Below are 25428 nucleotides of genomic sequence, written 5' to 3'. Positions count from 1 at the left end.
GCATTTTTTCATTCTGAAATCCGCTCCCTTACTCCGATGCCAAGACTCATCAAAACAGGGGGCGGGTGATAGCATTCCGAACTCACTTTTGTAGACAAACTAAGGAGCTGTCATCAAGACAGCTCCTTTCAAGATTCGATGTTAGAGAATGATATCCCTTAATAGGCTTCCTTGGGATCACCTTTCAATAGGTATACCATATAGCCCAATACACCGCCGATGATGGCAGGAATCACCCAGCCCACCCCTACACTATATAGTGGAAGGTATTGAGTGAAAAGGTCCGAAACGGCATCCAGTTTAATACCTGATGCCACTATTCCATCCATTATGCTGATGATGGCCGTTAACAATAAGCTTCCTAAATATACCTCCGATTTCCCTTTGAATAAGGAATGGAAGAAAGTAAGAACAATCAAAACGATCGCCACGGGATAAAGCGCCGTTAACACAGGCACTGTAATGGAAATCAGCTTGGTCAAACCTACATTGGCAACAGCCGCACTGAAAACGGAGAAGATGACGACAAATGATTTATACGATACGGCAGGCAGTATTTTATTGAAATACGTAGCACAAGCCGTTATCAAACCGATGCTTGTCGTCAGGCAAGCAGCGATCACAATCAACCCTAACAACACGGCACCAGCCGGTCCGAAAAAGTGGTTCGAAGCTTGAGCCAAAACGTCCCCGCCATTACCCAGTTGACCGAGTTTTCCCACACTTGTTGCACCTACATAAGTTATAGACGCATAAACGATCACCAACAAGGTGGCAGCTATTAAGCCGGCTTTCAGACAGAAGCCCAACACTTCTTTTCTTGATGTTATCCCTCTATCTTTGATCGCATTGATGACGATGATCCCGAATGCAAATCCGGCCAGCGTATCCATGGTCAAATATCCTTCTTTAAATCCCTTGAAGAAAGAATTATCTGAATAATCTGCCGCTGGTGGTTGGATTTCACCCATTGGGTTAATAATTGCGACCACAATGAGGATCCCGATGAAAATCAATAATAAAGGTGTTAATATTTTTCCGACGATATCGAGCATTTTTGATGGATTGATGGATAATAAACAGGCAATCCCAAAGTATATGATCGTGAATATCAGCAATGGTAAAAAACCGACATCATTAGATAGGAAAGGTTTAATCCCTATTTCGTAGGATACACTCCCCGTTCTGGGAAGCGCGAACAGCGGTCCCAAAGATAAATAAAGAACAACTGTGAAAATGATGCCGAATAACGGGTGTGCCCTGCTTGCAAGCGATTGAACATCATTTTTGCCTGAAAAACCAAAGGCCAATATTGTAATGAATGGCAGTCCAACACCTGTAATGATGAACCCTAAACTGGCCGACCATAAATTGGTCCCCGCGGATTGACCGAGCATGGCAGGGAAAATTAAGTTTCCTGCACCAAAAAATAAAGCAAAAAGCATTAATCCTGTTACAATGACAAAAGACAGCGGTGCTTTCTGTGACATATAGAGCCCTCCATTGTTTTTTGATTATCTTAACGAAGAAAAGAGTTGTCCACAATTTCCTAAAATAAAATGACATAACTTCGAACCATTCTACTTATCTGTTAAAATGGACCTTCATGAAACTATGAATCATCCATAACTCTTCTTACTATAAAATCCGGCGGAACGTTTGTCAAAGCTATTTCATTCATTATTCGGAAAAATCTTTCTTTTCTTACTTCTTTTTAAGAAAACTAAAGAGGCATTTAGATTCAACAGAAAAGTTGAGTAAAAAGTACTGCAATTTATTTTGCAGGAAAAATGTTTTAATATTCAGATTTTTTTCCAAACTATATAAAAAAAGAAAAAGGAGGCGCACACATGAATACTGAAAAAGAAAAGATGGTGAGCGGGAAACCTTACATCGCCGCTGATCCGGAATTAATCAGAGATAGGGAAAATGCCAGAAGGTTGACCCGGTTATACAATCAGACAACGGAAAGCGAAGGAGATGAACGGACTGCACTGCTGAAACGGCTTTTAGGTTCCACGGGGCTAAATGTATATATTGAACCTACTTTCCGTTGTGACTATGGATACAATATTTCTGTCGGGGAAAACTTTTATGCTAATTTTGATTGTGTCATTTTGGATGTTTGTGAAGTGAAAATTGGCAGGGACTGCATGTTGGCTCCCGGAGTGCATATCTATACAGCTACACATCCGCTGGATCCCTTTGAACGCAGTTCTGGAGTGGAATACGGAAAACCGGTTACGATAGGTGATCATGTATGGATTGGCGGAAGGGCCATCATCAATCCTGGCGTTACAATAGGGAGTCATTCCGTCGTCGCCTCAGGGGCCGTCGTAACAAAGGATGTTCCTGAAGGCGTTGTTGTCGGTGGAAACCCAGCGAAGGTCATCAAGCATATCGAAGGAATTAAATAAGCAGAGTCCACTGAGTGGCTCTGCCCCTGTTTTACGTTAAATTTTCCTCAAGGCTTCCGCGATTGCAGCATCGCCAGATATTAAATCAAATGAACGCTTATAGGTATTTTCATCGGTCAATGAAGCAAGAATCGTTCGAGCCACATCTTCACGGGCAATCGAGCCTCTTTCCAATTCCTCGGCGGCGGTCACTTTGCCCGTTCCCGGTTCATTAACCAGACCGCCGGGCCGAATGATCGTATAATTTAAATCGCTTTGTAACAATGCCCTATCCGCATAGTGCTTGGCCACATAATACGGTTTGATGGCTTCATTCCAGTTTTCACGATTATTGGCCTGAAAAGCACTCACCATGATGAATCGGTCGATTCCCAGGTTTTCTGCCGCTTCAATCGTTTTGACTGCACCATCCAGATCAATCAACAGCGTTTGATCAGCACCGGTGCTACCTCCGGACCCTGCTGTGAACACGATGGCATCGCAGCCTTTTGCCGCATTCGCAATCTCATCCACTGATCCAGTTAAACTGACGACTGCGGATTCAATTCCATTTTTCTTTAAACGCTCACTTTGTTCTTCTTTGCGAACCATCGCCCGTACACTATGATCCGGGCTGTCTTTTAATAAAGACACAAGATGTTTACCGATCTGCCCATTTGCCCCAACTACGAATACTTTCATAAAGTCAGCTCCCATAATGGTTAGTTTGGTTTCCCTCCAAATTATTTCATGGACTCAGAACATTATCAAACAATCAGCCCGCCGATTCAGCTTTAACATTGGAAAAAGTTTGGCAACCACCCTAATCTATTTTATAATAAGAACAACACGTGTTCTTCAGAAACACAAAGGGGAGGTGTAAAGATGGCAATACGAATGTTAATGCCACCTTCTGCAGCGTCTCATGCAAAGCCTAGTATTGGAGGCGATACTTTGCATGGGGTTGAATTAAGCTAAATTTAATCGCCCGCCTTATCATTTCTAATATTCGGCTTTGCACCTTATTTCATTCTTAATAAAGAATAAGGGGCTGGCAGAAATGAAGTATGTAAAAGCGACGGCCGTTTTACCTGAAAAGCTGATCGTTGAAATTCAAAAGTATGTGCAAGGTGAAACCATATATATCCCTAAACCCGAAAAAGCCCATCACAAATGGGGAACCCGTTCGGGATCACGGGAATTGATCGATGACCGAAATGCCTCTATAAAATACGCATTCAAAGACGGGCATTCCATCCATCAATTAGCCGAGGAACATTTCCTCTCCGCGGAAACCATCAAGAAAATCGTTTATTCTAAATAGGATTACACGGGTAGCACTGATAATGATATCAGTGCTATTTGTATGCCGAGTATGTTTCTTAATCGTTTTCCCCCTTTTAAAGCAAATGCAATTTATGTAAAGTAAAGAGAAACGGTAACACTTGCAGAAACAGGAGTGAAGAAAATGGAACCTTTTATCAGGAGCGAGCAGTATAACTTCATAAAATCCCAAACACAAATTCTCATAAATGGACACGCGACTGCCAACGATAAGGATGTGATCAACACCCTGAAAACAGTCGCCAAAGAAAGGGTACTAAGCTTATTCAGTGACTTGAACGAAGAGCAAAAACAACTGCTGGACCCAGTGGATACCATCAAAGATCCCGCACAAGCCGAAGCCTTTCTCTTACAGGTGAAGCCCTTTGTGATCCCATTTAAAGAAATAACCGAAAAAACGATAAAAAAACTATTTCCTAAAGCAAAGAAATTAAAAACCCCTTTGTTGGAAAACATCGATTTGAGAGAGATTTCATACCTGGGATGGGATGATGTCGGATCCGGAAAGAAATTCATCATTGCCCCCCATCATCATAAACTCACCGGATTGCATGGAACCATTAAACCTGCCAACAAAAAAGGGATCTGTGCCATATGCAGCCGCTTTGAAGAAGTAGGGATGTTCATTTCTGAAACAAAAGGAACCGTCCAAGGGACATTCATTAAAAAAGGGAATTATATTTGTCTGGACAGCATGAAATGCAACCAGAACATAACCACTTTGGATAAAATGACCGACCTGATCGAACGGCTGAAATAAAACGGAAAAGCAATCCTTCAATGGCGAAGGATTGCTTTTTGTCCTTGTTAAAAATTCTCATTTTGTCCTGCCTATCGAATTCTAGTATAATGGAAGCGATACATGAAAGAAGGATTGATATATTGAAAAGCAAAATGAATCAGTTGTTCGAAGACCAAAAAAATATTCATGTGCTGTATTCCTATAATGAAATGGAAAATTACATTAAACAAGTTTTAAGTTATATCCAAGATGGCATCATGGCGGGAGATTATGTCATTCTTGTTGAAAATGACCGTATTTACCCCATTATTCATAAAGAACTAAGCACTCGGTTAACGAAAGATCAAATGGAGCTCCTTCACTTTGTGAACAACTTCGATTTCTATTGCTCAAGCGGCAGTTATCATCCTCCTGCAATCGAAGAATACTTTAATAAAACGGTACAGCCCTATGTTGAAAATAAAATCTCTTTCCGATCATGGGCACATGTGGAATGGGCAACCTTGGAAGAGCCCCTGCATATCATAGAGGAATTTGAGCGAACAGTAGACAAAGCTGTAAATCTGCTGTCATTTCCATTAATTTGTGCGTACAAAGGTGAGAGGATGCCAGACTACCTGAAAACCATTTTGCTGGAAACACATCCTTATGTTCTAAAAGACGATGATATCATCGTCTGCGAACAATACTTGCCATCTGTTTGAAATAATACACTTACACGCTTAGGATTCCCCTAAGCGTGTTTTTTCCTTTGCATTTTAATGATTACCGACCACTTGTTGTGAATTCCTTGTATATTTAAGCCGGAATATTGTTAGTTATGAGCTTTTACTCGTGAGTTTTACCGTTTCACTCGTGAGTTTCAGCGCTTTACTCGTGAATTTGGGGCATTTACTCGTGAGTTTCATGCTTTTACTCGTGAGTTTCGCCATTTTACTCGTGAATTCTGCGCTCTTACTCGTGAGTTTCAGCACTTTACTCGTGAGCACATATTTCCCACCACAGAAAAAAAAGAAGCGCCATAATGGCACTTCTTTTTTTGAAATTAAGGCAATACGGTTGCGCCCATCAAGTAGCGGTCCACTTCTCTTGCCACTTCTCGGCCTTCATTGATTGCCCAAACGATGAGGCTTTGCCCTCTTCTTGCATCTCCGGCAGCGAAAACCCCTTCGACATTCGTTCTGTATTCGCCATAGACGGCATCAATTTTTTGATTGACTGTTTCTACGCCAAATTGAGTTAAGAGCGGCATTTCCGTTCCTTCAAATCCGATTGCGATGAAAACGAATTGTGCAGGCCATACTTTTTCAGTTCCAGGAACTTCCCTGAAAATGTACATTCCGTCATCGCCTTTGATTTTTTCCATGGAGATTGTGTGCAGTTCTTTTACGTTGCCATTTTCATCGGCGACGATTTTTTTTGTTTGGATTGAATATTGACGCGGATCTGCACCAAATTTCGCTTCCGCTTCTTCATACGCATAATCAAGGGAAAAGACATTCGGGTAGGCTGGCCACATATTATCAGATGTACGGGCTGTCGGAAGGATCGGATGCTTCCCGAATTGTACGACGCTCTTACATCCCTGGCGAAGGGCAGTTGCGACACAGTCAGCTCCTGTATCCCCGCCGCCGATTACGATGACGTCCTTCCCCTTTGTGTCGATGAACTTGCCGTCTTCAAAATTGGAATCCAGCAGGCTTTTAGTCGATGTAGTCAAGTAATCCATTGCAAGGTGAATGCCTGATGCCCCGCGTCCTTCAATTACCAGGTCACGCTGCTTTTGGGCACCTGTGCAAAGGATGACTGCATCATACTGATCTTTCAGTTCTTCGGCTGTTATATCTTTGCCTACTTCTGTATTGGTAATGAAATCGATGCCTTCCTGGGTCAATAATTTGATTCGGCGTGCAACGATATCCTTTTCAAGTTTCATGTTCGGGATTCCGTATGTCAACAGCCCGCCTGCACGGTCTGAGCGCTCATAAACCGTGACTGAATGACCTGCTTGATTCAACTGGTCGGCACTCGCCAATCCTGCCGGTCCTGAACCGATGATGGCAATTTTCTTGCCGGTCCTGCTTTCAGGGATGCGAGGCGTTATCCAGCCATTTTCAAATCCTTTATCGATGATGGTCCGTTCTATGTTCTTGATGGTAACGGCAGGATCGCTTATCGCTACCGTACAAGACCCTTCACATGGGGCCGGGCAGACGCGCCCTGTGAATTCAGGGAAATTATTCGTTTTCGATAAACGGTCCAATGCTTCTTTCCATCTGCCGCGGTACACCAAATCATTCCACTCCGGAATAAGATTATGAATCGGACAGCCCGTAGTGACTCGGTTCAATTCCATGCCCATATGGCAGAAAGGGGTGGCGCAGTCCATACACCGCGCTCCCTGTGTACTTAACTTTTCATCAGAGAAAGGAGCTGTATACTCTCTCCAGTCGTTTAAACGAGTGAGAGGATTCCGGTCTTTTGGTTTTTCTCGCGGATAATCCATAAATCCTGTTGCTTTTCCCATCTTTCTCTCCCCTTTCTTACTGCATCACAGCTTGTTTAGTGATTTTTTTATCTTGAACGGCATTTGCTTGGAATGCACTCATGATCGCTTCTTCATCCGTTAGCCCTGCACGCTTCTGCTCATTGATGCTTTTGATCATCCGTTTGTAATCTTTCGGAATGACTTTTACGAATTTCTTGGCGAAATCCTCCCAGTTCTCCAGTACATACGATGCTTTGGCACTTTCTGTATAATGAAGGTGGCTGTAAAGCATTTCTTTTACCTCGTTGGCATCACCCATATCATCAAGCGTCTCGAATTCTATCATTTCACCATTGCATAATGCCTTGAATTCTTCTGCATCATCAGCAAGTACATAAGCGATGCCGCCTGACATGCCTGCCGCAAAGTTTTTGCCGACGTCACCCAGAATGACCACGCGTCCGCCTGTCATATACTCACAGCCATGGTCTCCTATTCCTTCAACGACGACATTGACTCCACTGTTCCGTACGGCAAATCGTTCTCCCGCACGGCCATTAATGTAGGCCTCGCCGCTTGTTGCACCATATAAGGCGATATTTCCGGCAATTACATTGTCCCCGGCCTCGATCTGATTGCCAGAAGGTGCCGTGACAATGATCTTCCCACCAGATAAGCCTTTCCCAACATAGTCATTCACATCACCAGTCAAATACATCGACATCCCTTTTGGAATGAACGCACCAAAGCTCTGGCCCGCCGATCCTGTAAAACGAAGTGTGATCGTATCTTCAGGCAACCCTTCCTCACCGTAGCGTTTGGATACTTCACTGCCGACAATCGTTCCGACCACACGGTTCACGTTTGTAATCGGGAAGCTGACATCCACCTGGGTTTGGTCATTTAAAGCAGGCTCCACAACAGGTAAAATCTCACGGATATCCAAAGATTCTTCTATTTTATGGTTTTGAGGAAGTTGATACGTACGAATCCCCTCCGGTTGGAAAAGAAGTGTCGTCAAGTCCAGATGCTTCGCTTTCCAATGGTTTTGCGCCCGCTCGCTCACTTGTAAAACATCAGTGCGGCCGACCATCTCTTCCAGTGTTCTAAAGCCAAGCTCAGCCATCGTTTCCCGGACTTCCTCAGCGATGAAGCGCATGAAATTCACGACATGATCCGCATCTCCAGTGAATTTGCTGCGAAGTTCAGGGTTTTGGGTAGCTACCCCGACAGGACATGTATCCAAATGGCAAGCACGCATCATGACACAGCCTAGGACCACAAGCGGTGCTGTAGCAAAGCCGAATTCTTCCGCTCCAAGGATAGCTGCCATGACCACATCGCGTCCCGTCATTAACTTCCCATCCGTTTCAAGGACAACACGGCTGCGCAGGCCATTCAGCATCAATGTTTGGTGTGCTTCGGCAAGACCTAGCTCCCAAGGAAGACCAGTATGTTTGATACTCGTTTTTGGTGATGCACCCGTACCGCCATCGTACCCGCTGATAACGATGACATCTGCGGCTCCTTTGGCCACGCCGGCTGCAATCGTGCCTACGCCTGCTTTTGACACAAGCTTGACGCTGATCCTGGCATCACGGTTCGCATTTTTCAAATCATGGATCAGCTGTGCCAAATCTTCAATCGAATAGATATCGTGATGCGGAGGCGGTGAAATCAGGCCGACACCCGGTGTGGAACCGCGGACCTCTGCAACCCAAGGATATACTTTGTTTCCGGGCAGCTGGCCGCCTTCACCCGGCTTAGCACCTTGCGCCATTTTGATTTGAAGTTCATCGGCATTAACAAGGTAATGGCTTTTCACTCCAAAACGGCCGGACGCAATTTGTTTAATACCGCTGCGGCGATTATCGCCGTTTTCATCAAGTTGGTAACGGCTAGGGTGCTCCCCGCCTTCACCGCTATTGCTTTTTCCGCCTAAACGGTTCATCGCAATCGCTAATGTTTCATGTGCTTCCTGACTCAATGAACCGAATGACATCGCACCCGTTTTGAATCGGCTGACGATGGATTCCACGGATTCCACTTCATCTATTGAAATGCTTTGGCGTTTTTGATCGAACGAGAATAAATTCCGTAAAAACCCGAGTCTCTCTTCATTCGCCAAGTTTGAATATTGCTTAAATAAATTATAATCGCCTTTCCGGCACGCCCATTGCAATGTATGGATCGTTTTAGGATTGAAAGCATGATGTTCCCCTGTTTTTCTCCATTGAAAGTCACTTCCGCTTTCAAGCGTTTCATCAAGGGAATCGGCTGCAGCTTTCCTATGGCGAATCAACGCTTCATCTGCGATCGTTACCAAATCGATCCCACTAAGCTGCGATGCCGTACCGCTGAAATAGCGTTCGATCACATCAGCACCGATTCCGACCGCTTCGAAAATTTGTGCGCCGCGATAACTTTGAATCGTTGAAATCCCCATTTTCGACATCACTTTTACGATGCCTTCTGTCACAGAGCTTACATATTTCCTTACCGTTTCTTCGTAGCTGGTGGCCAAACTGCCTTCCAATACCGCCTGCTTATATGTTTCATAAGCAAGATACGGGTAAATCGCATCCACTCCATACCCGATTAGGGATGCATAATGATGGACTTCCCTTGCTTCCCCCGATTCAACGATAATGCTCACCTTCGTACGGTTACCATGGCGGATCAGCTCTTGATGAAGGGCGCTCGCAGCCAGCAGGGAAGGAATCGCAGCTTTTTCTTTGCTCATATCCTTGTCAGATAATATCAAAAGGCTGACACCATCAGCGATCGCTTGTTCCGCTTCACGGCAGATGCGATCGAGTCCACTCTCTAAATCTTCTGAAAATAAAGTGTGAATGACTTTGCTCCTGAATTCAGGATAGGCATTTTCTTTCAACTGCTGCATTTGACCTGGCGTCAAAACAGGTGAATCCAATTGAATGCGGCGGCTGTTCGTTTCATCCGGCTTCAGCAAATCTCCTTCCGCACCGAGAAATGTCATCGTTGACGTGACGATCTGTTCACGCAGCGAATCGATCGGCGGGTTGGTTACCTGTGCAAAAGATTGCTTGAAATAATTGAAAAGCGATTGCGGGCGATCTGATAAGACCGCTAACGGAATGTCATTGCCCATGCTGCCCAGTGGATCTTTGCCTTCGTTAATGACCGGCAGTAAATACTTTTGGACATCTTCATACGTGTATCCGAACGCTTTTTGCCTGAATAATAAATCACTCAAAGGCTCCCCTTCGAGCACAGGTTCTTCGTCACTTAATTGAACAAGCTGTTCGTCCAGCCATTGCTGGTATGGATTTTCCTGTGCCATTTCCGACTTGATCTCTTCATCGGAAACAATACGGCCTTCCTCTAAATCTATTAAAAGCATTCTGCCCGGGCTTAAACGATCTTTATATAATACATTCTCCGGCTCCACATCGATCACGCCGACTTCAGAGGAGAAAATGATGTAATCATCTTTTGTCACATAATACCTTGCCGGCCTTAGTCCATTTCGATCCAGGATGGCACCGATTTGCTTGCCATTCGTAAAGGATATGGCCGTCGGTCCATCCCATGGCTCCATGAGCATGCTATGATATTCGTAAAATGCTTTCTTTTCCTTCGTCATATGCGGATTTTCCGTCCACGGTTCAGGAATGAGCATCATCGCCGCATGTGCCGGTTTACGCCCGGCAAGCACGAAGAATTCAAGTGCATTATCAAGAATCGAGGAATCACTGCCGTCTATATCCAGAATAGGCAGGACCTTTTGCAGGTCATCCCCGAATGCTTCCGAAACAAACTGCTGCTCACGCGCTTTCATCCAATTCACATTACCTCTAAGCGTATTGATTTCACCATTATGGATCAGGTAACGGTTTGGATGTGCCCGTTCCCAGCTAGGAAAAGTATTCGTACTGAAGCGGGAATGCACTAAAGCGAAAGCGGAAACGAAAGACTCCTGTTGGAGATCAAGATAAAAAGCATCCACCTGCTCTGGCGTCAACAATCCTTTGTATACGATCGTAGCACTTGAAAGGCTGGCAAAATAAAAACGATTGCCGCGTTCCCGAGCCCAGTTTTCAGCTTGTTTTCTGATAACGAACAATTTACGCTCAAAAGCTAAATCATCGGTCATCTCTACGCTTGCCCCGATGAATACTTGGCGGATCGTCGGACATGTCTCCTTGCCGACCTCCCCGATTTTCGTTGCATCAACAGGAACCGTTCTCCAGCCTAATAACGTTTGGCCCTCTTGTTCGATAAATGCATTCAAACGAGCTTCGATTTCATTCCGTTCATCATCATTGTTAGAGAAAAAGAGCATGCCTACACCATAGCGTCCTTTTGCCGGCAAATTCATTTCCGGGCATGCCAGCCTGAAATATTCATCAGGAATCTGTACCATTAATCCTGCGCCATCTCCTGTAAGGGGATCGCTGCCTTGTCCGCCGCGATGATCTAATTGGCACAGCATATTCAGTCCTTGTTTGACGATGTCATGTGTAGCAAGCCCTTTTAAATGAGCGTATAAACCGATCCCACATGCATCATGTTCAAATTCAGGATGGTAGAGCCCTTGTGCTTTTGGTATTTGATTGTATGTCATATTAATCGCCCCCATCGTATTCTTACACCGTTATGTCACTTACATTTATTCTAGGTTTTCAAATCGATATAAACAATATATAATTCTAGTAGAATCCATCTCAATTTGAGATGAATGGCAGGAGGATGAATAAATGGAACTACGACAATTACGTTATTTTGTTGAAGTCGCCGAGAGGGAACACGTCTCAGAAGCCGCAGAACACCTGCATATCGCACAATCAGCAATCAGCCGGCAAATCTCCAGACTGGAAGATGAGCTTGGCGTACTCTTATTCGAGAAAATCGGCCGGAATATCCAGTTAACCCCAATTGGTAAAATATTCTTGATCCATGCCAAAACGGCGATACAGGCGATTGAATATGCCAAATATCAAATTGAGGAGTTTTTGGACCCTGAACACGGAAGCATTAAAATCGGGTTCCCGACGAGCCTCTCCACCCATTTACTGCCTACCGTCATTTCCGCTTTTAAAGATGAGCAGCCGAATATCGGCTTCCACTTAAGACAGGGATCTTATTCCTCTTTAAAGGAAGCTGTCAAAAATCGCGAAATCGGATTAGCCTTCCTTGGACCGATCCCGACAAACGATCCAGATATCGAAGGTCATATCCTATTCACGGAAAACATATCCGCTTTACTGCCAATCACTCACCCATTGGCTGATAGGAAGAGTGTGCGCCTAAGTGATTTAAGAAATGATCCCTTCGTCTTGTTTCCAAAAGGTTATATCTTTCACACTATCGCTCTCGAAGCGTGCAAAGCAGCCGGTTTCACACCGAACATCGCCTCGGAAGGTGAAGACATGGATTCCATAAAAGGGCTCGTTTCTGCCGGAATCGGAGTCAGTCTGCTCCCTGACAGTACCTTTTATGAAGTCATTCCAAGACTCACTGTCAAGATCCCGATCGACACACCCGAAGTCAAACGGACGGTCGGCATCATCACTCCTAAAAACAGGGACTTGGCTCCATCAGAAGAACTTTTTTACCAATTTGCCAAAAAGTTCTTCTCTGTTCTCGAACAATATCAATAAAACATGGCCTTCCAAACTATTAATGGAAATTGAAGATGGGACAGATCTTCCCATAAATATTTCACTAGACAACCTACCTATAGCCCACTGAACGAATAATGTATCAAGATTATTCGTTCAGGAGGAATTTACATGCAACCCACCCATTCACATCTTGCTTGGCATGAAACACTCGAGCTTATAAAATCGTTATAAAGAAAGATAACAAGCCAGTATTGGCGAGCATTTGTTATTCAAGCAATCAGGAAGGCATACGTTCACTTTCCACTGATTTTTATGGTGATATGGAAGGACATATGGACGAGTTGAAGGAATACGATATAGTCTACCTTCTAAGAAGTGAATTTACTAAATGAGCTGACAAATGCAGGGACAAGTTTGTTTTAGCACGATACTATTGAAAAGCTGAACGTTAAACTCTATGAATTTGAGAAATTAATGAAGAATCAAAAAAGGGTTGTCATCTAATGGTTGATGATGAAAAAACCATTGGATGACCGATTTTGCTCATTTGATAGATGAGTAAGTCCAAGTTATAGGATGGTAGTAAATTTTTCTACATTTTAAAAAGGGGTTGAAGGAAGAGGTATTTGGGTGTAATCTTTAAAAATAATAAAACGGAAAGAAGATCATTAATTTGAAGAAAATCATCCTCCTCTTTGCAGCAGTAGTCATTGCGAGCTCTCTCGGACATCAAATAACCGGTGGATATATGGACCCTCGAAAATCCCGCCCTCGGTATATACATTTGAAATAAGGAATCCGCTTTTGCGCTTGATTCCTTATCATTTCGGAAGTTAATAAATATTATCATTTTAAGAAACGATCATGGAATTTGAAACTAAGAAAACTTATCACTCAATTAAGCTGGTATTAAATCACCTTAAATTACTCAGTCCTCATTATTTCTCTCCAATACCAGATCACCTTCATTCGATATGTAACCATCTTTTCCCGTTTTATCGATATATACGTTATAGCCCTTTTTCAGTTCGATCACGATTGGCTTTTTCACTTTTTCGTCAATATCCCATTGAATCGTTTGCAAGCTTTCGGTTTGCGTTTCATCTTTTATATCGACAAACACTCGATCCATGTATTCCGTTCCGTAGTCGTTTGGCGATACTTTGTACGTGTATATTCGTTGCCTTGCTCTTTCTTAATCTTAAAGGAATATACCGAATTCTCATTCCCAGCCTCAACTGAAAGCGTCCCTAACCCGATGAGCTAAAATAGTCCTAATGCTATTACACTTCCTTTTCCTTTTTTCATCATATTTTCTCCTGAAATTTATTTTTGAACAGATTAATGATATATGAACGGCGAGTATGTGAAGTTTCATAATTAAAATGGGACATGCCAAATCTGACATCATGAAGAAAATGCACATGACAAATCATTTTCTAGCATCACAGCTCGGAAAAGGCACGCTCATAGCAAAAACACCGCGCTCACAAAAAAAGGCCGTTTAACATGTAGTTAAACGGCCTTCACCTACTATTTATTTAGATTTTTTAACGGTTACTTTTGCTGCTTTTCCTGTATTGCCCGCTTTGTCTTTTGCTGAAACATATAATGCGGACCCTGCTTTTTTCTTGCTGATTTTAATGGAGAAGTTCCCCTTACTATCAGCTTTTGCCGTTCCGATGTTTTTATTGCTGTACTTCACGGTAACGGTTGAACCGATTTCCGCTTTACCAGTTACTTTTGTTGCTTTATCGTTTACTTCATTCACTTTCGGTGTACCTGGAGCGGTTTTATCTTTAACCGTTACTTTTGCTGCTTTTCCTGTATTGCCCGCTTTGTCTTTTGCTGAGACGTATAATGCGGAGCCTGCTTTTTTCTTGCTGATTTTAATGGAGAAGTTCCCCTTACTATCAGTTTTTGCCGTTCCGATGTTTTTATTGCTGTGCTTCACGGTAACGGTTGAACCGATTTCCGCTTTACCAGTTACTGAAGTAGCTTTATCGCTTACTTCATTCACTTTCGGTGCATCTGGGGCGGTTTTATCGAGAACCGTCACGGTTGCCGCCTTGCTTTCACGTTTTGCTAAGTCTGTAGCCGTGACTGAAAGTGTAGTTCCGGCCTTTTGCTTGCTGATTTTCACTTTGAAATTCCCTTTGCTGTCCGTGTTACCTGAACCAATCACTTTTTTGGCACTATTTTTGATAGAGATTTTCATGTCCGCTTGCGATTGACCCGTTACATACGTATCTTTGTCACTTAAAGCTTTGACAGTTGGCTTGTTAGGGGTTGCACCCTTATTCACGAATACTTTGATTGAAGATACTGCTAGTTTGGAAGAATCAGAGATATTCACAGTAAGCAGCTGTGCAGCCTTTTGGACCGGAATCGTAACGCTGAACGTTCCGTTGGCTGACGCCGTTCCTTTACCGAGCGTTTTGCTTCCGCTTTTCACTTCGATCACTGACCCTTTTTTAGCTGAACCAGTCAGTTTTGTTTGCGTATCCATCACAAGATTGACTTTAGCATTCAAGTCCACTGCACTAAGTGCACTGTACGCATTCAATCTTCCGTATCCAGAGACTAAATCTTTTCCGACAGGAAGTTCTTCTTCCGGTATGATGATTTCGCCATCTTCCGGTACATAGTCCTCATAAGGGTCTACATTATCTTCTTCTTCAAAAGCGACATATTCCGATGTCTCATGAAGGATTTCCCTTACTTCATTCACTTTCAACCCAGGGTTTCCGGATAATAATAAGGCTGTGGCTGCCGCAACATGGGGAGCTGCCATTGATGTACCATCCATGTAAGTAACATTCCCGTTAGGCACAAGGCTTGGGATGGCTGTCCCTGGTGCGACCATGTCCAACTTCGATCCATAATTGGAATAATCGGATACTAAATCAAGGGCATTGGTTGCACCGACGGATATGGCGTATTTTGATGATGCAGGATAAGAAAGACCTTCCATCCCATCATTACCGCTTGCCACGACAACCATTACATTCTTGGCAGCGGCATGTTTCAAGGCATATTCGATCGTCCTGCTATATTCTCCGCCCAAGCTAAGGTTTATGACCTTTGCACCATGATCCACGGCATATTTAATGCCTAGCGCAATTTTCTCATTGTCTCCAAATCCTGAAGAGTCCAAGACCTTCACAGGCATGATTTTAGCTGCCGGATTGATTCCTTGCATGGAATAACCGTTATCTGCTTTGGCAGCGATGATTCCGGATACATGTGTACCATGGCCATTGTCATCTATTGCTTTTTCTTTCTTATCGATGAAATTCTTACCTGACTCCATTTCAACGACACTCTGTAGATCCGCAAGTGAATCATCGACACCTGTGTCGATAACCGCTACCAACGTATCTTTTAAATTGCGTTTCTTAATAAGGTTCTGCAGTTTTTCGTTATCGATGTCCGCTCCCTTTACGCCTTCTTCCCCGCCGGCGTTATTCAAAGACCATTGATACGGAGATTGAATGTCGGCAGAAAGTGCTTTGTACGTTTTTACCGCTTCGATATATTCCACTTCTGGAAGTTTTTCGATACCGGATAGAGCTGCTGTGCTCATTTTAGCTTGGTTCTTTAACTCGACGACATACATATCATCATACAGAACCTCTTGTTGCTTAGGTGCCGATAATGTTCCATATCCTTTTCCGCTTATCTTGGATTGGACAGCGCTTAATGACTTCCCAGGTTTAAGTTTGACGATATATTTGTTCTTTACATTTTTCGAAGCAGGAAGTTCGACTCCCGCTTTGCTTGCGATATCGACGATCCTCTCACCTGCAAGCTTATCAAGATTGATTTTCTTTGCAATGGCGTCCATATCCTTTTTCAATCCGGCCGGAGCAACATCTACCGACTTTTTGAATAAGGCCTTGATCGCTTCTTGCTGCTTGTTGCTAATGACTGCCGTACTGCTTGCTCCATTTTCATTAAGATCCTCGATAAGAGGCTTAATCTCGACTAAGTGATTATAAACGGCTTCCCTTGCCGTTTTATTACCAGCCAGATGAAGGGCCAGGAATGGCGAAGCTTTATAGTATAAAGAGGAAAGGGTACGTCCCTCAGACGACTTCGTGAGAACTTCATCTCTAAACACGCGGAGTGTTTTCAACATGGATTCTCCCGTTTTCTTATCGTTTACACTCACTTCAACCGGGCAAGATTCAAGCTCCTCCCCTTCGTCCCCGGCAGATGGCGGCAATGTCACTGAATGCGCATTGATGGAGTATTCAGCTACATTTTCCGCATCCGGAATGGGATTTCCCTCATCATCCGTATCGCCGAAATATTCAACTTTAACATAATATGTGCCTTCCCAAGCATATGGGAAATCGACTACAGCTTTTTCATCAGGATAAGAAGAGACAATATAATTGCTCTCATCTTTTTCTGCTTTTTCTTTATCTTGATATACGGAGATATTCAAGATTTTGTCCGAATTGACTTCGAACTCAATATGGGAGAACTTTTGTACTTCTTCTGTTGTGGGACTGATTTGGTACCATTGAACATCCGGTTTTTCAAACTTTCCGTCCAGAGTGTCCCCATTTTTAATCGTTTTTACATTTTCAATGGGTGCTGTAGCTGCTGCTTGAGAATTCAATGGAACCATCAAGCTGAAAATCAGTGCAAAAATTAGTGCAAACGCCGTAATTCGACTCACATTCTTAAATTTCACGGTTTTCCCTCCAATAATTGGTTAAAAAAATACAGTACTATACCAAACTATCACACTGTAAAATTTTATCAACCAATTTTTTCCCTTTTTTATGTCAAATGCTTGATTTATTTGGCCAAAGAGTTGAAAAATGATTCGCATGAACCAATTAAGCGAGTTATTTACGTTCCGATTTCCTCTCATGACGATAGTAGATGTCCATTTGGCAGATTGATCGCTAATAGAGTCAAATCGGTGAGTATCCTAACATGACCTTTTTCCCATGGTCAGCCACTGCCACGAAAAAAAGCTGTCCCAGCAGTAAAAATATGCGGGACAGCTTCCAATCATTTTTATTTAGTTTGCGACGATATTGACTAATTTACCTGGTACGGCAATCACTTTACGAACGGTTTTCCCATCGATTTGTTCTTTGATAGAATCATCACCCATCGCGATTTCTTCCAGTTTTTCTCTCGTAGTGTCAGTCGGCACCATTAATTTCGCTTTGACTTTTCCGTTGATTTGGATGACGATTTCGACTTCGTTATCCACTAACTTCGCTTCGTCGAAAGCCGGCCATGTTCCGTACGTGATACTCTCGGAATGGCCCAGTTTAGACCAAAGCTCCTCGGCGATATGCGGTGCCACTGGTGCAAGCAGCTTTACGAAGCCTTCGATATACACCTTAGGAAGCGAATCCGCTTTATAAGCATCATTAATGAATACCATCAATTGTGAAATCGCCGTATTGAATTTCAATTCCTCATAGTTCTCGGTCACTTTTTTAACCGTTTGATGATAGACTTTTTCGAGCTTGCCCGTGTCATCCGTCTCTGTCATCTTATCTGTGATCGTCCCGTCATCGTTGACTAATAAACGCCAGATACGGTCAAGGAATCTGCGAGAACCGTCCAATCCGTTTGTGGACCAGGCAATCGAAGCATCCAATGGCCCCATGAACATTTCGTACATGCGAAGTGTATCGGCACCATGGCTTTCCACGATATCATCCGGATTCACGACGTTCCCTTTGGATTTACTCATTTTTTCATTATTCTCACCAAGGATCATTCCTTGGTTAAATAGGTTCTGGAAAGGTTCCTTCGTTGGCACGACACCGATATCGTACAGGAATTTATGCCAGAAACGAGCGTAAAGCAAGTGAAGCACCGCATGCTCAGCGCCGCCAATATAAATGTCGACCGGCATCCATTCTTTTAATTTTTCAGGATCGGCAAGTGCTTCTTTGTTATCCGGATCGATATAACGAAGGAAGTACCAGCTGCTTCCTGCCCACTGTGGCATCGTATTCGTCTCACGGCGTCCTTTTCGTCCGTTTTCATCCGTTACATTCACCCATTCCGATATGTTCGCAAGAGGTGATTCGCCTGTACCCGAAGGCTTGATGTCCGTAGTTTTCGGTAAAATCAATGGAAGTTCTTCTTCCTTCACTGGAGACATCGTGCCGTCTTCCCAATGGATGATTGGAATCGGTTCACCCCAGTAACGCTGACGGCTGAATAACCAGTCGCGAAGGCGGTATGTTATTTTCTTCGTGCCGATTTCTTTTTCTTCCAGCCATTTGATCATTGTCGAAATGGCTTCTTCCTTATTCAACCCATCAAGGAATTCCGAATTCACATGAAGTCCATCGCCTGTATATGCTTCACTTGTCACGTCTCCGCCAGCTACGACTTCCTTGATCGGCAAGTCGAACTTTACTGCGAATTCATAATCTCGCTCATCATGGGCAGGAACGGCCATGATTGCTCCTGTTCCGTAGCTGATCAACACATAATCGGCAATCCAGATCGGCATTTTTTCGCCGTTTACCGGGTTAATCGCATAAGCCCCCGTGAACACGCCTGATTTATCCTTTGCCAAGTCTGTTCTTTCCAAGTCACTTTTATGTTTCACTTCATCTAAATAGGCTTCAACTGCCGCACTTTGATCAGCCGTCGTAATTTTATCGACAAACGGATGTTCAGGTGCCAATACGGCATATGTTGCACCGAATAACGTATCCGGACGAGTCGTGAACACCGTGAATGTTTCATCAAAGCCATCGATATTGAATGTAACCTCCGCTCCCTCGGAACGGCCAATCCAGTTACGCTGCATATCCTTGATGTTTTCCGGCCAATCCACATCATTAAGATCGTCGATTAAACGATCAGCATACGCCGTGATGCGAAGCATCCACTGTTTCATTGGGCGGCGCTCAACAGGATGGCCTCCACGCTCACTTTTCCCATCGATGACTTCTTCATTCGCCAATACCGTGCCAAGTGCAGGACACCAGTTAACGGCCACTTCATCAATATAGGCAAGGCCCTTTTCATATAATTTCAAAAAGATCCATTGCGTCCATTTGTAATAGTCGGGATCTGTCGTGTTTATTTCACGATCCCAGTCATAAGAAAAACCAAGGGCTTTGATTTGGCGGCGGAACGTATTGATGTTGTGCTCCGTGAATTCAGCTGGATCATTTCCCGTATCGATCGCATATTGCTCTGCCGGAAGTCCAAAAGCGTCCCAGCCGATCGGATGCAATACATTATACCCCTGTGCCCGTTTCATCCGTGCCAGGATGTCGCTTGCCGTATAACCTTCCGGGTGCCCCACATGAAGACCAGCCCCTGAAGGATATGGGAACATATCCAGCGCGTAGAATTTGCGTTTGCCGCTTTCTTCACCCGTTTTGAATGTCTTATTGCCTTCCCAATACTTTTGCCATTTCGTTTCTATGCTTCTATGGTCAAAACTCATATGATTTCCTCCTAATTTCCGTATAAAAAACAATAAAAAACCCCTCATCCCAAAATAGGGACGAGAGGATTATGTATATCTTCCCGCGGTACCACCCACATTGGCGATAGCTAAAATCCGCCCAGCTTAAAAACATCCGTAACATGGATTAAAACGCCAGGCATTACTTATTAATTCACACCCGGGACTCCAAGGCGAGTTCGCGACCGTCCCAGGTTGACTTGCACCATCCGTCAACTCTCTTTACTGGTTTAAACCGCTACTATTCCTCATCATAGTCTTTATGAGAATATTGATTTTATTTCATTCTAGTCAATTTCACCGATAATTGCAATAGCCGTACATAAACATTATCGACAGGTTTTTCATTATATATGCGAATTCAGGAAAATTCGTGCAAAAAAGGGAGCTATTCATTCATAGCTCCCCTGCTTCCATTTAATGTCGCAGTAAAATCATTTCATTCCTCAATTCGTTCAACTGCTGCTTCATCCGCGAAAGCATTTCCCGTTGCTGGTCATTCGAACTGGCATACAATCGTTCCATATCCGTCAAAGCCTCTTCGATATACCTTTGCGAATTTTGAAATTGTTCATCATCATAATGCTCCTGCCGTGAGGCCTCGTTAAATTCAAACTCTGCAAAATGGAGAGCCCCTTCACATTGCTCTAAAAAATGATCGACGGATTGTCTGGTTGCCATTTCAAACCCTCTCCTTCGCGTCTCATTTGGATGATTCGGAATCATCTTTTCTAGTTTGAGCAAATAACGGGAGGATTATCATTTTTTTTTGAACAATCAACCTTTATCCCAAAACTTCTCACCTTGATGGGAAATGAACTGCTCGATCCATTCGGCAAAGCCCATATGGAGCTTCTCGCCTTCTTCAAAATCATCGATATGGCCTTTTACCATTAAATACTCCTTATCGCCTTTGGCGACGGCTTCCCCATCGATCACAATATTATCTTGATAAATGCAGGCCACTTTATAGCATCCCTCGTAGGAATTTTCATATGTGTAATTAATAATATCATCCAAGCTGTATAAATCGTTTTCCCCGCCTGATTCCACATTATCGAACAGACGGCATCCATTGGTTATTTTTAAAAACTCCTTATAATCCTCAGGCAGAAGCAGTCCGGTTTTCTTTTCAAAGGAATGAATTTGTTCATCCGAAGCAGGTGAATTGAAGGTGCAAGTGGCTTTGTATGTGAACCCATCTTCATTTACTTCGATCACCTGATTATTTTCGGCTAATTTCTTTTTCATTTGTTTGATCGCTTCTTCAACTTGACCGGTCATGTCCATCAGCTCCCGATTGGATATAGTCATTCAAAGATAAACTGGAAATAGCAGCAAAATATTTAGCCTTCAAGTATACAGTATACGCTTATTTTTCAAAAAAAGACCTAGCTGCGAGAATGTTGTATAATATATGTTGCGCTTTATTTTATTTAGGAGGTTGCTGATTTGAATCAAGCAAACCCGTTTATATATGCAACGGACAACAAACGATATCATACATGGAATTACCACCTGAGAGAACATTTTGGACATAAGGTCTTTAAAGTTGCCCTGGATGGCGGTTTTGACTGTCCGAACCGTGATGGCACCGTCGCACATGGCGGCTGTACCTTCTGCAGTGCCTCAGGCTCTGGTGACTTCGCTGGCAGCAGGGTTGAACCCTTGGACGTCCAGTTTAAGAAAATCAGTGAACGGATGCACCATAAATGGAAAGATGGAAAATATATGGCCTATTTCCAAGCATTCACGAATACTCATGCACCCGTGGCAGAGCTTCGCGAGAAATATGAAAGTGTATTGACCCAGGAAGGTGTCGTCGGACTCTCCATCGCGACACGCCCGGATTGCCTTCCAGATGATGTAGTCGAGTATTTAGCGGAATTGAACGAACGCACTTACCTTTGGGTCGAGCTGGGTCTCCAGACGGTCCATGAAAAGACCGCAACGATGATTAACCGCGCCCATGACTTCGATTGCTACAAAGAAGGTGTCGATAAACTGCGCAAACATGGCATCCGCGTCTGCTCCCATATCATCAATGGCCTTCCTCAGGAAGATTACGGCATGATGATGGAAACAGCCCGTGAAGTCGCCAAACTCGATGTGCAGGGGATAAAGATCCATTTACTTCATCTATTAAAAGGGACACCGATGGTCAAACAATATGAAAAGGGCCTGCTCGAGTTTCTTGACCGTGACGATTATGTCAGCCTTGTATGTGACCAGCTGGAAATAATCCCTCCAGAAATGATCGTTCATCGCATTACGGGTGACGGTCCGATCGATTTGATGATCGGTCCAATGTGGAGCGTCAATAAATGGGATGTCCTGAATGCCATTGACGCCGAACTGAAACGCCGCAACAGCTGGCAGGGGAAAAATCATCACATGGAGGTACAATCATGAAGCTAGATCGAATTTTGCCTTTTGCCAGGATTCTGCTGGGAAAAGCGGTGCGCCCCGGGGATATAACCATAGATGGCACGATGGGCAACGGCTTTGATACCGTCTTTCTTGCAGGACTTACAGGTGCAGACGGACATGTCTATAGTTTTGATATTCAAAAAGAAGCGATCGAAACCACAACGGCAAAACTGAACTCCGAGAATTTACAAGAGCACTGCACCCTCATTCATGATGGGCATGAACATTTAAGCAAATATATCGGGAAAGAACATTCAGGAAAGGTCACAGGTGCCATCTTCAACCTGGGCTACCTACCTGGCGGAGACAAATCAATCATCACCCAAGCCGAGACGACGATATCAGCCATTGAACAGCTGTTCGAACTGCTGGCGCCTGAAGGCATCATCATCCTCGTCATATACCATGGTCATCCAGGGGGATCGGCAGAACGGGATGCATTGATGGATTATGTAGAGAACTTCCCTCAACAGAAAGCCCATATCCTGAGATACGGGTTCATCAACCAAGCAAACAATCCGCCATTCATTGTCGCGATTGAAAAGAGATGATGACTTGACACCGTTCTATTCGAACGTTGTTCATTTTGTAGACAAAAGCGGTTTTATCTAAATTTTGATTAGAGCGGGTGTGCAAGACTCCAGCAGGAAAAGCCCGTTCAGGGGAGACCCCGCAGGCCCAAAAGCGCCGAGGGCGGACCGCCCGCGGAAAGCGAGTGCCTGGAGTGGAAATCGACGTTCGAGATTTTACAAACCTTCATAAAACTGTAGACAAACTTGATTTTCATCGAGTACGTCTACAGTCTGAACACCGTTCGATACGAACGGTGTTTTTTCAATCCCAACTCGCAGGAAGCAGAATTACCAATCATAACTTTTTGAATTTTTCGTCTATAATGATTATAATGATAGAAAATAGATAAGAGGGTGCAGAAAATGGAACATTTGCCTACTTCATTACTGACGGATATATTGACTGAAAAAATCAAAAGGGATTCAAGTGAGCAATACGGGGATTTTGTCAGCTCGCTCAACTCGTTGACAGAAGAACAAAAAACCATGGAGGATCTCAAACAATTTGACCATCATTTTGATAAGTTCCTGCCACAGCTCGATTTAATGATTTCCACCCAAAACCATGAAGCGACCATGAATATGAAAGCGACGCTTTTGGACCTATTCGCCAATGACTTGACCTTCAAATCTATTTATCTCCTATCCACTGCATTATCCAACAAAAAGGAACTTACTCATTTGAACCAATTTATGTATCCGGTTACTTTCTGGGCACCGGTCATCAAGTCGAACGAATTGCTTAAAAACGCAGGCTGATCCAAAAAAAACTGCCGAAGTCAAACTTCGGCAGTTTTTCATTTATCCTGAAGTATGTACGGATCAAACGACATACCCTAATATCTTTAAACGGTTTTCAACAAAACTCAGCGCATATTGAAATACATCATCACGCTCTGGTTCATTGAAGATTTCATGATAAAGCTTCGGCCATTCCTTATATTGCTTTTCACTGGCCAAATTATAATTGAACCACTCACGAACCGCCTTCTTGTTCACGATTCGGTCATCTCCGCCCTGCATCACCAAAAGCGGCACATCCTGAAATTCAGGAATCTCTTCAAAAGCATCCTTCATAGCCTGTGCAAGCTCGCGATACCAGCGAACCGAAACCTTTGTGATATATAATGTATCGTTTCTATCGGATTCACGAATTTCCGCACTTCTCGTCGCCATTTCAGGTGTCAATCCGGAATCCACCCTGAACTGAGGCATAACGATGTTCAAACCATGCGAGAGCATTGTAAGGAACTTCCGCGGCTTCGTCACGAGGCCCAAGCAAGGAGAAGAAAGAATCACTCCTGCAATGTCCCATTCCTCTTCCTGAAGAAGGCGTATCGAAATCAAACCGCCCATGCTGTGTCCAAGTAAAAAGACCGGCAACGAATATTCATAAGCCTCTTCTATCCAGCTTTTCACTTCGTCCAAATACTCATCAAAGGAATCGATATGTCCCCGGTAGGCGCGAGTAGTCATACCCTGCCCAGGAAGGTCGCCCATGACGACATGGTATCCAGCTGAAAGCCACATTTGTGTTACCCACTTATAACGTCCGTGATGTTCCATTGCCCCATGAATGATGACAATGACGCCCTTTGCGTCTCCTTCTGTCTCCCATTTCCACATTCGAAATCCCCCTTTCACTTTTCACTTGTTGTGTACGATCCATGATAGTTGAAATAATATATATAAATTATAACCATATTCGTGATTTTCGACAAAAAAGAAATCTAACAAGTTGTACATTGCTATTATAAATAGCCAAGTGTATTTGCATACGGTATATTAAAATAATACATAAAAACATTCACTTCGGAAAGGAAATGATTGAAAATGATTATTTATCCGTTTAAAGGCAAAGAACCTGAAATTGCTGAAAGCGCTTATATTGCTGAAAATGCTGTCGTCACAGGTGATGTCAAAATTGGCGACGAAACATCAATCTGGTTCAATTCCGTCATTCGCGGTGATGTATCCCCAACCATCATCGGAAAAAAAGTCAGTATACAGGATAACAGCGTCCTGCACCAAAGCCCAAATAATCCATTGATCATCGAGGATGAAGTAACCATTGGCCATCAGGTCATATTACATAGCTGTAAAATCCGCAAAGGAGCTTTAATCGGCATGGGATCGATCGTACTTGATGAAGCCGAAATCGGCGAAGGTGCTTTCATCGGTGCCGGCAGTCTCGTTCCCCAAGGCAAAGTCATTCCACCGAACATGTTGGCATTCGGACGTCCAGCTAAAGTCATACGCGAAATCAACGAAGAAGATCGTCAGGATATGGAACGCATCGTACGCGAATACGCCGAAAAAGGCCAATACTATAAAACGGCGGAACGAATAAAGTAATTCACGAGCACTTGACTG

At 43.6% G+C, this 25428-nt stretch carries 19 protein-coding genes and 1 other annotated feature; of the genes, 9 read left to right on the top strand and 10 right to left on the bottom strand.

Features of this window, described 5'->3' with window-relative positions; genetic code table 11:
- Positions 1-158: 158 nt before the first annotated feature.
- Positions 159-1490 carry a branched-chain amino acid transport system II carrier protein gene (gene brnQ, locus ACZ9AO_RS20920; protein ID WP_476110185.1) on the bottom strand — a complete coding sequence of 444 codons (1332 nt, stop codon included), beginning with the start codon at positions 1488-1490 and terminating at the stop codon, positions 159-161.
- Between the two features lie 360 nt (positions 1491-1850).
- On the opposite strand from brnQ, the gene ACZ9AO_RS20915 reads away from it, so the two are divergent.
- Positions 1851-2417, top strand: coding sequence for a sugar O-acetyltransferase (locus ACZ9AO_RS20915; RefSeq protein WP_034310605.1), 567 nt, complete (start codon positions 1851-1853; stop codon positions 2415-2417).
- A 36-nt stretch (positions 2418-2453) separates the two neighbouring features.
- Here the strand turns inward: ACZ9AO_RS20915 and ACZ9AO_RS20910 are convergent, their stop codons facing one another.
- The gene (locus ACZ9AO_RS20910) at positions 2454-3098 is read right to left on the bottom strand and encodes an SDR family oxidoreductase (RefSeq protein ID WP_476110183.1); all 645 of its coding nucleotides are present in this window, start codon (positions 3096-3098) and stop codon (positions 2454-2456) included.
- A gap of 358 nt (positions 3099-3456) precedes the next feature.
- On the opposite strand from ACZ9AO_RS20910, the gene ACZ9AO_RS20905 reads away from it, so the two are divergent.
- The 3 genes from ACZ9AO_RS20905 (at position 3457) to ACZ9AO_RS20895 (ending at position 5186) form a co-directional block, all read left to right on the top strand.
- On the top strand, positions 3457-3720 hold the full coding sequence (locus ACZ9AO_RS20905; protein ID WP_034310602.1) for a CD3324 family protein: 264 nt from the start codon (positions 3457-3459) through the stop codon (positions 3718-3720).
- A 144-nt stretch (positions 3721-3864) separates the two neighbouring features.
- Entirely contained in the window at positions 3865-4500 is a 636-nt protein-coding gene (locus tag ACZ9AO_RS20900) for a FusB/FusC family EF-G-binding protein (RefSeq protein WP_476110180.1), read from the top strand.
- A gap of 122 nt (positions 4501-4622) precedes the next feature.
- Complete coding sequence (locus ACZ9AO_RS20895; RefSeq protein WP_251542971.1) at positions 4623-5186, top strand: MEDS domain-containing protein; 564 nt, start codon at positions 4623-4625, stop codon at positions 5184-5186.
- Between the two features lie 341 nt (positions 5187-5527).
- On the opposite strand, the gene gltD is transcribed toward ACZ9AO_RS20895, so the two are convergent.
- Together gltD and gltB are read right to left on the bottom strand one after the other, a co-directional pair.
- On the bottom strand, positions 5528-7009 hold the full coding sequence (gltD, locus tag ACZ9AO_RS20890) for a glutamate synthase small subunit (protein WP_048686283.1): 1482 nt from the start codon (positions 7007-7009) through the stop codon (positions 5528-5530).
- Positions 7010-7025: 16 nt separating this feature from the next.
- On the bottom strand, positions 7026-11576 hold the full coding sequence (gene gltB / locus ACZ9AO_RS20885) for a glutamate synthase large subunit (RefSeq protein ID WP_251542965.1): 4551 nt from the start codon (positions 11574-11576) through the stop codon (positions 7026-7028).
- A 133-nt stretch (positions 11577-11709) separates the two neighbouring features.
- Between gltB and gltC the strand changes: the two genes are divergently transcribed.
- Positions 11710-12612 (top strand): glutamate biosynthesis transcriptional regulator GltC, encoded by a 903-nt coding sequence (gene gltC / locus ACZ9AO_RS20880; RefSeq protein WP_476110177.1) that lies wholly within the window; start codon positions 11710-11712, stop codon positions 12610-12612.
- An 892-nt stretch (positions 12613-13504) separates the two neighbouring features.
- Here the strand turns inward: gltC and ACZ9AO_RS20875 are convergent.
- From ACZ9AO_RS20875 to ACZ9AO_RS20855, 5 genes are all read right to left on the bottom strand, one after another.
- Positions 13505-13708 (bottom strand): hypothetical protein, encoded by a 204-nt coding sequence (locus ACZ9AO_RS20875; protein ID WP_476110175.1) that lies wholly within the window; start codon positions 13706-13708, stop codon positions 13505-13507.
- 405 nt (positions 13709-14113) lie between these two features.
- Complete coding sequence (locus ACZ9AO_RS20870; protein WP_476110173.1) at positions 14114-17281, bottom strand: Ig-like domain-containing protein; 3168 nt, start codon at positions 17279-17281, stop codon at positions 14114-14116.
- Positions 17282-17617: 336 nt separating this feature from the next.
- Entirely contained in the window at positions 17618-20032 is a 2415-nt protein-coding gene (gene leuS / locus ACZ9AO_RS20865) for a leucine--tRNA ligase (protein WP_161922125.1), read from the bottom strand.
- Positions 20033-20085: 53 nt separating this feature from the next.
- Positions 20086-20317 (bottom strand) — a binding site (T-box leader).
- A gap of 153 nt (positions 20318-20470) precedes the next feature.
- Positions 20471-20734, bottom strand: a complete 264-nt coding sequence (locus tag ACZ9AO_RS20860; RefSeq protein ID WP_034310579.1) for a DUF2524 family protein — start codon at positions 20732-20734, stop codon at positions 20471-20473.
- Between the two features lie 96 nt (positions 20735-20830).
- Entirely contained in the window at positions 20831-21337 is a 507-nt protein-coding gene (locus ACZ9AO_RS20855; protein ID WP_052137365.1) for an SMI1/KNR4 family protein, read from the bottom strand.
- A gap of 168 nt (positions 21338-21505) precedes the next feature.
- On the opposite strand from ACZ9AO_RS20855, the gene mnmL reads away from it, so the two are divergent.
- The 3 genes from mnmL (at position 21506) to ACZ9AO_RS20840 (ending at position 23814) form a co-directional block, all read left to right on the top strand.
- Complete coding sequence (mnmL, locus tag ACZ9AO_RS20850) at positions 21506-22465, top strand: tRNA modification radical SAM protein MnmL/YtqA (protein WP_048686310.1); 960 nt, start codon at positions 21506-21508, stop codon at positions 22463-22465.
- Entirely contained in the window at positions 22462-23034 is a 573-nt protein-coding gene (gene mnmM / locus ACZ9AO_RS20845) for a tRNA 5-(aminomethyl)-2-thiouridylate-methyltransferase MnmM (RefSeq protein WP_251542952.1), read from the top strand. Before mnmL ends, mnmM begins: the two co-directional genes overlap by 4 nt.
- 384 nt (positions 23035-23418) lie before the next feature.
- Positions 23419-23814, top strand: coding sequence for a hypothetical protein (locus ACZ9AO_RS20840; RefSeq protein ID WP_072273698.1), 396 nt, complete (start codon positions 23419-23421; stop codon positions 23812-23814).
- A gap of 63 nt (positions 23815-23877) precedes the next feature.
- Here the strand turns inward: ACZ9AO_RS20840 and ACZ9AO_RS20835 are convergent, their stop codons facing one another.
- Positions 23878-24681: an alpha/beta hydrolase gene (locus ACZ9AO_RS20835; RefSeq protein WP_034310569.1), complete on the bottom strand. Its 804-nt coding sequence runs from the start codon at positions 24679-24681 to the stop codon at positions 23878-23880.
- Between the two features lie 210 nt (positions 24682-24891).
- Here ACZ9AO_RS20835 and ACZ9AO_RS20830 point away from each other — a divergent pair, with 210 nt between their 5' ends.
- A complete protein-coding gene (locus ACZ9AO_RS20830) occupies positions 24892-25410 on the top strand; it encodes a gamma carbonic anhydrase (protein ID WP_063596121.1) in 519 nt (172 codons plus the stop codon).
- Positions 25411-25428 lie beyond the last annotated feature (18 nt).

The organism is Peribacillus sp. TE19612, assembly GCF_056279465.1.
The sequence above is the reverse complement of the archived record's forward strand: the minus strand, read 5'-3'. Positions and strand labels throughout refer to the sequence as shown.

Excerpts from the sequence above, each read along its gene's own strand:
- brnQ (WP_476110185.1), bottom strand. The coding sequence starts at position 1,490 with ATGTCACAGAAAGCACCGCTGTCTTTTGTCATTGTAACAGGATTAATG.
- ACZ9AO_RS20915 (WP_034310605.1), top strand. The coding sequence starts at position 1,851 with ATGAATACTGAAAAAGAAAAGATGGTGAGCGGGAAACCTTACATCGCC.
- ACZ9AO_RS20910 (WP_476110183.1), bottom strand. The coding sequence starts at position 3,098 with ATGAAAGTATTCGTAGTTGGGGCAAATGGGCAGATCGGTAAACATCTT.
- ACZ9AO_RS20905 (WP_034310602.1), top strand. The coding sequence starts at position 3,457 with ATGAAGTATGTAAAAGCGACGGCCGTTTTACCTGAAAAGCTGATCGTT.
- ACZ9AO_RS20900 (WP_476110180.1), top strand. The coding sequence starts at position 3,865 with ATGGAACCTTTTATCAGGAGCGAGCAGTATAACTTCATAAAATCCCAA.
- gltD (WP_048686283.1), bottom strand. The coding sequence starts at position 7,009 with ATGGGAAAAGCAACAGGATTTATGGATTATCCGCGAGAAAAACCAAAA.
- gltB (WP_251542965.1), bottom strand. The coding sequence starts at position 11,576 with ATGACATACAATCAAATACCAAAAGCACAAGGGCTCTACCATCCTGAA.
- gltC (WP_476110177.1), top strand. The coding sequence starts at position 11,710 with ATGGAACTACGACAATTACGTTATTTTGTTGAAGTCGCCGAGAGGGAA.
- ACZ9AO_RS20875 (WP_476110175.1), bottom strand. The coding sequence starts at position 13,708 with ATGGATCGAGTGTTTGTCGATATAAAAGATGAAACGCAAACCGAAAGC.
- leuS (WP_161922125.1), bottom strand. The coding sequence starts at position 20,032 with ATGAGTTTTGACCATAGAAGCATAGAAACGAAATGGCAAAAGTATTGG.
- ACZ9AO_RS20860 (WP_034310579.1), bottom strand. The coding sequence starts at position 20,734 with ATGGCAACCAGACAATCCGTCGATCATTTTTTAGAGCAATGTGAAGGG.
- ACZ9AO_RS20855 (WP_052137365.1), bottom strand. The coding sequence starts at position 21,337 with ATGACCGGTCAAGTTGAAGAAGCGATCAAACAAATGAAAAAGAAATTA.
- mnmM (WP_251542952.1), top strand. The coding sequence starts at position 22,462 with ATGAAGCTAGATCGAATTTTGCCTTTTGCCAGGATTCTGCTGGGAAAA.
- ACZ9AO_RS20840 (WP_072273698.1), top strand. The coding sequence starts at position 23,419 with ATGGAACATTTGCCTACTTCATTACTGACGGATATATTGACTGAAAAA.
- ACZ9AO_RS20835 (WP_034310569.1), bottom strand. The coding sequence starts at position 24,681 with ATGTGGAAATGGGAGACAGAAGGAGACGCAAAGGGCGTCATTGTCATC.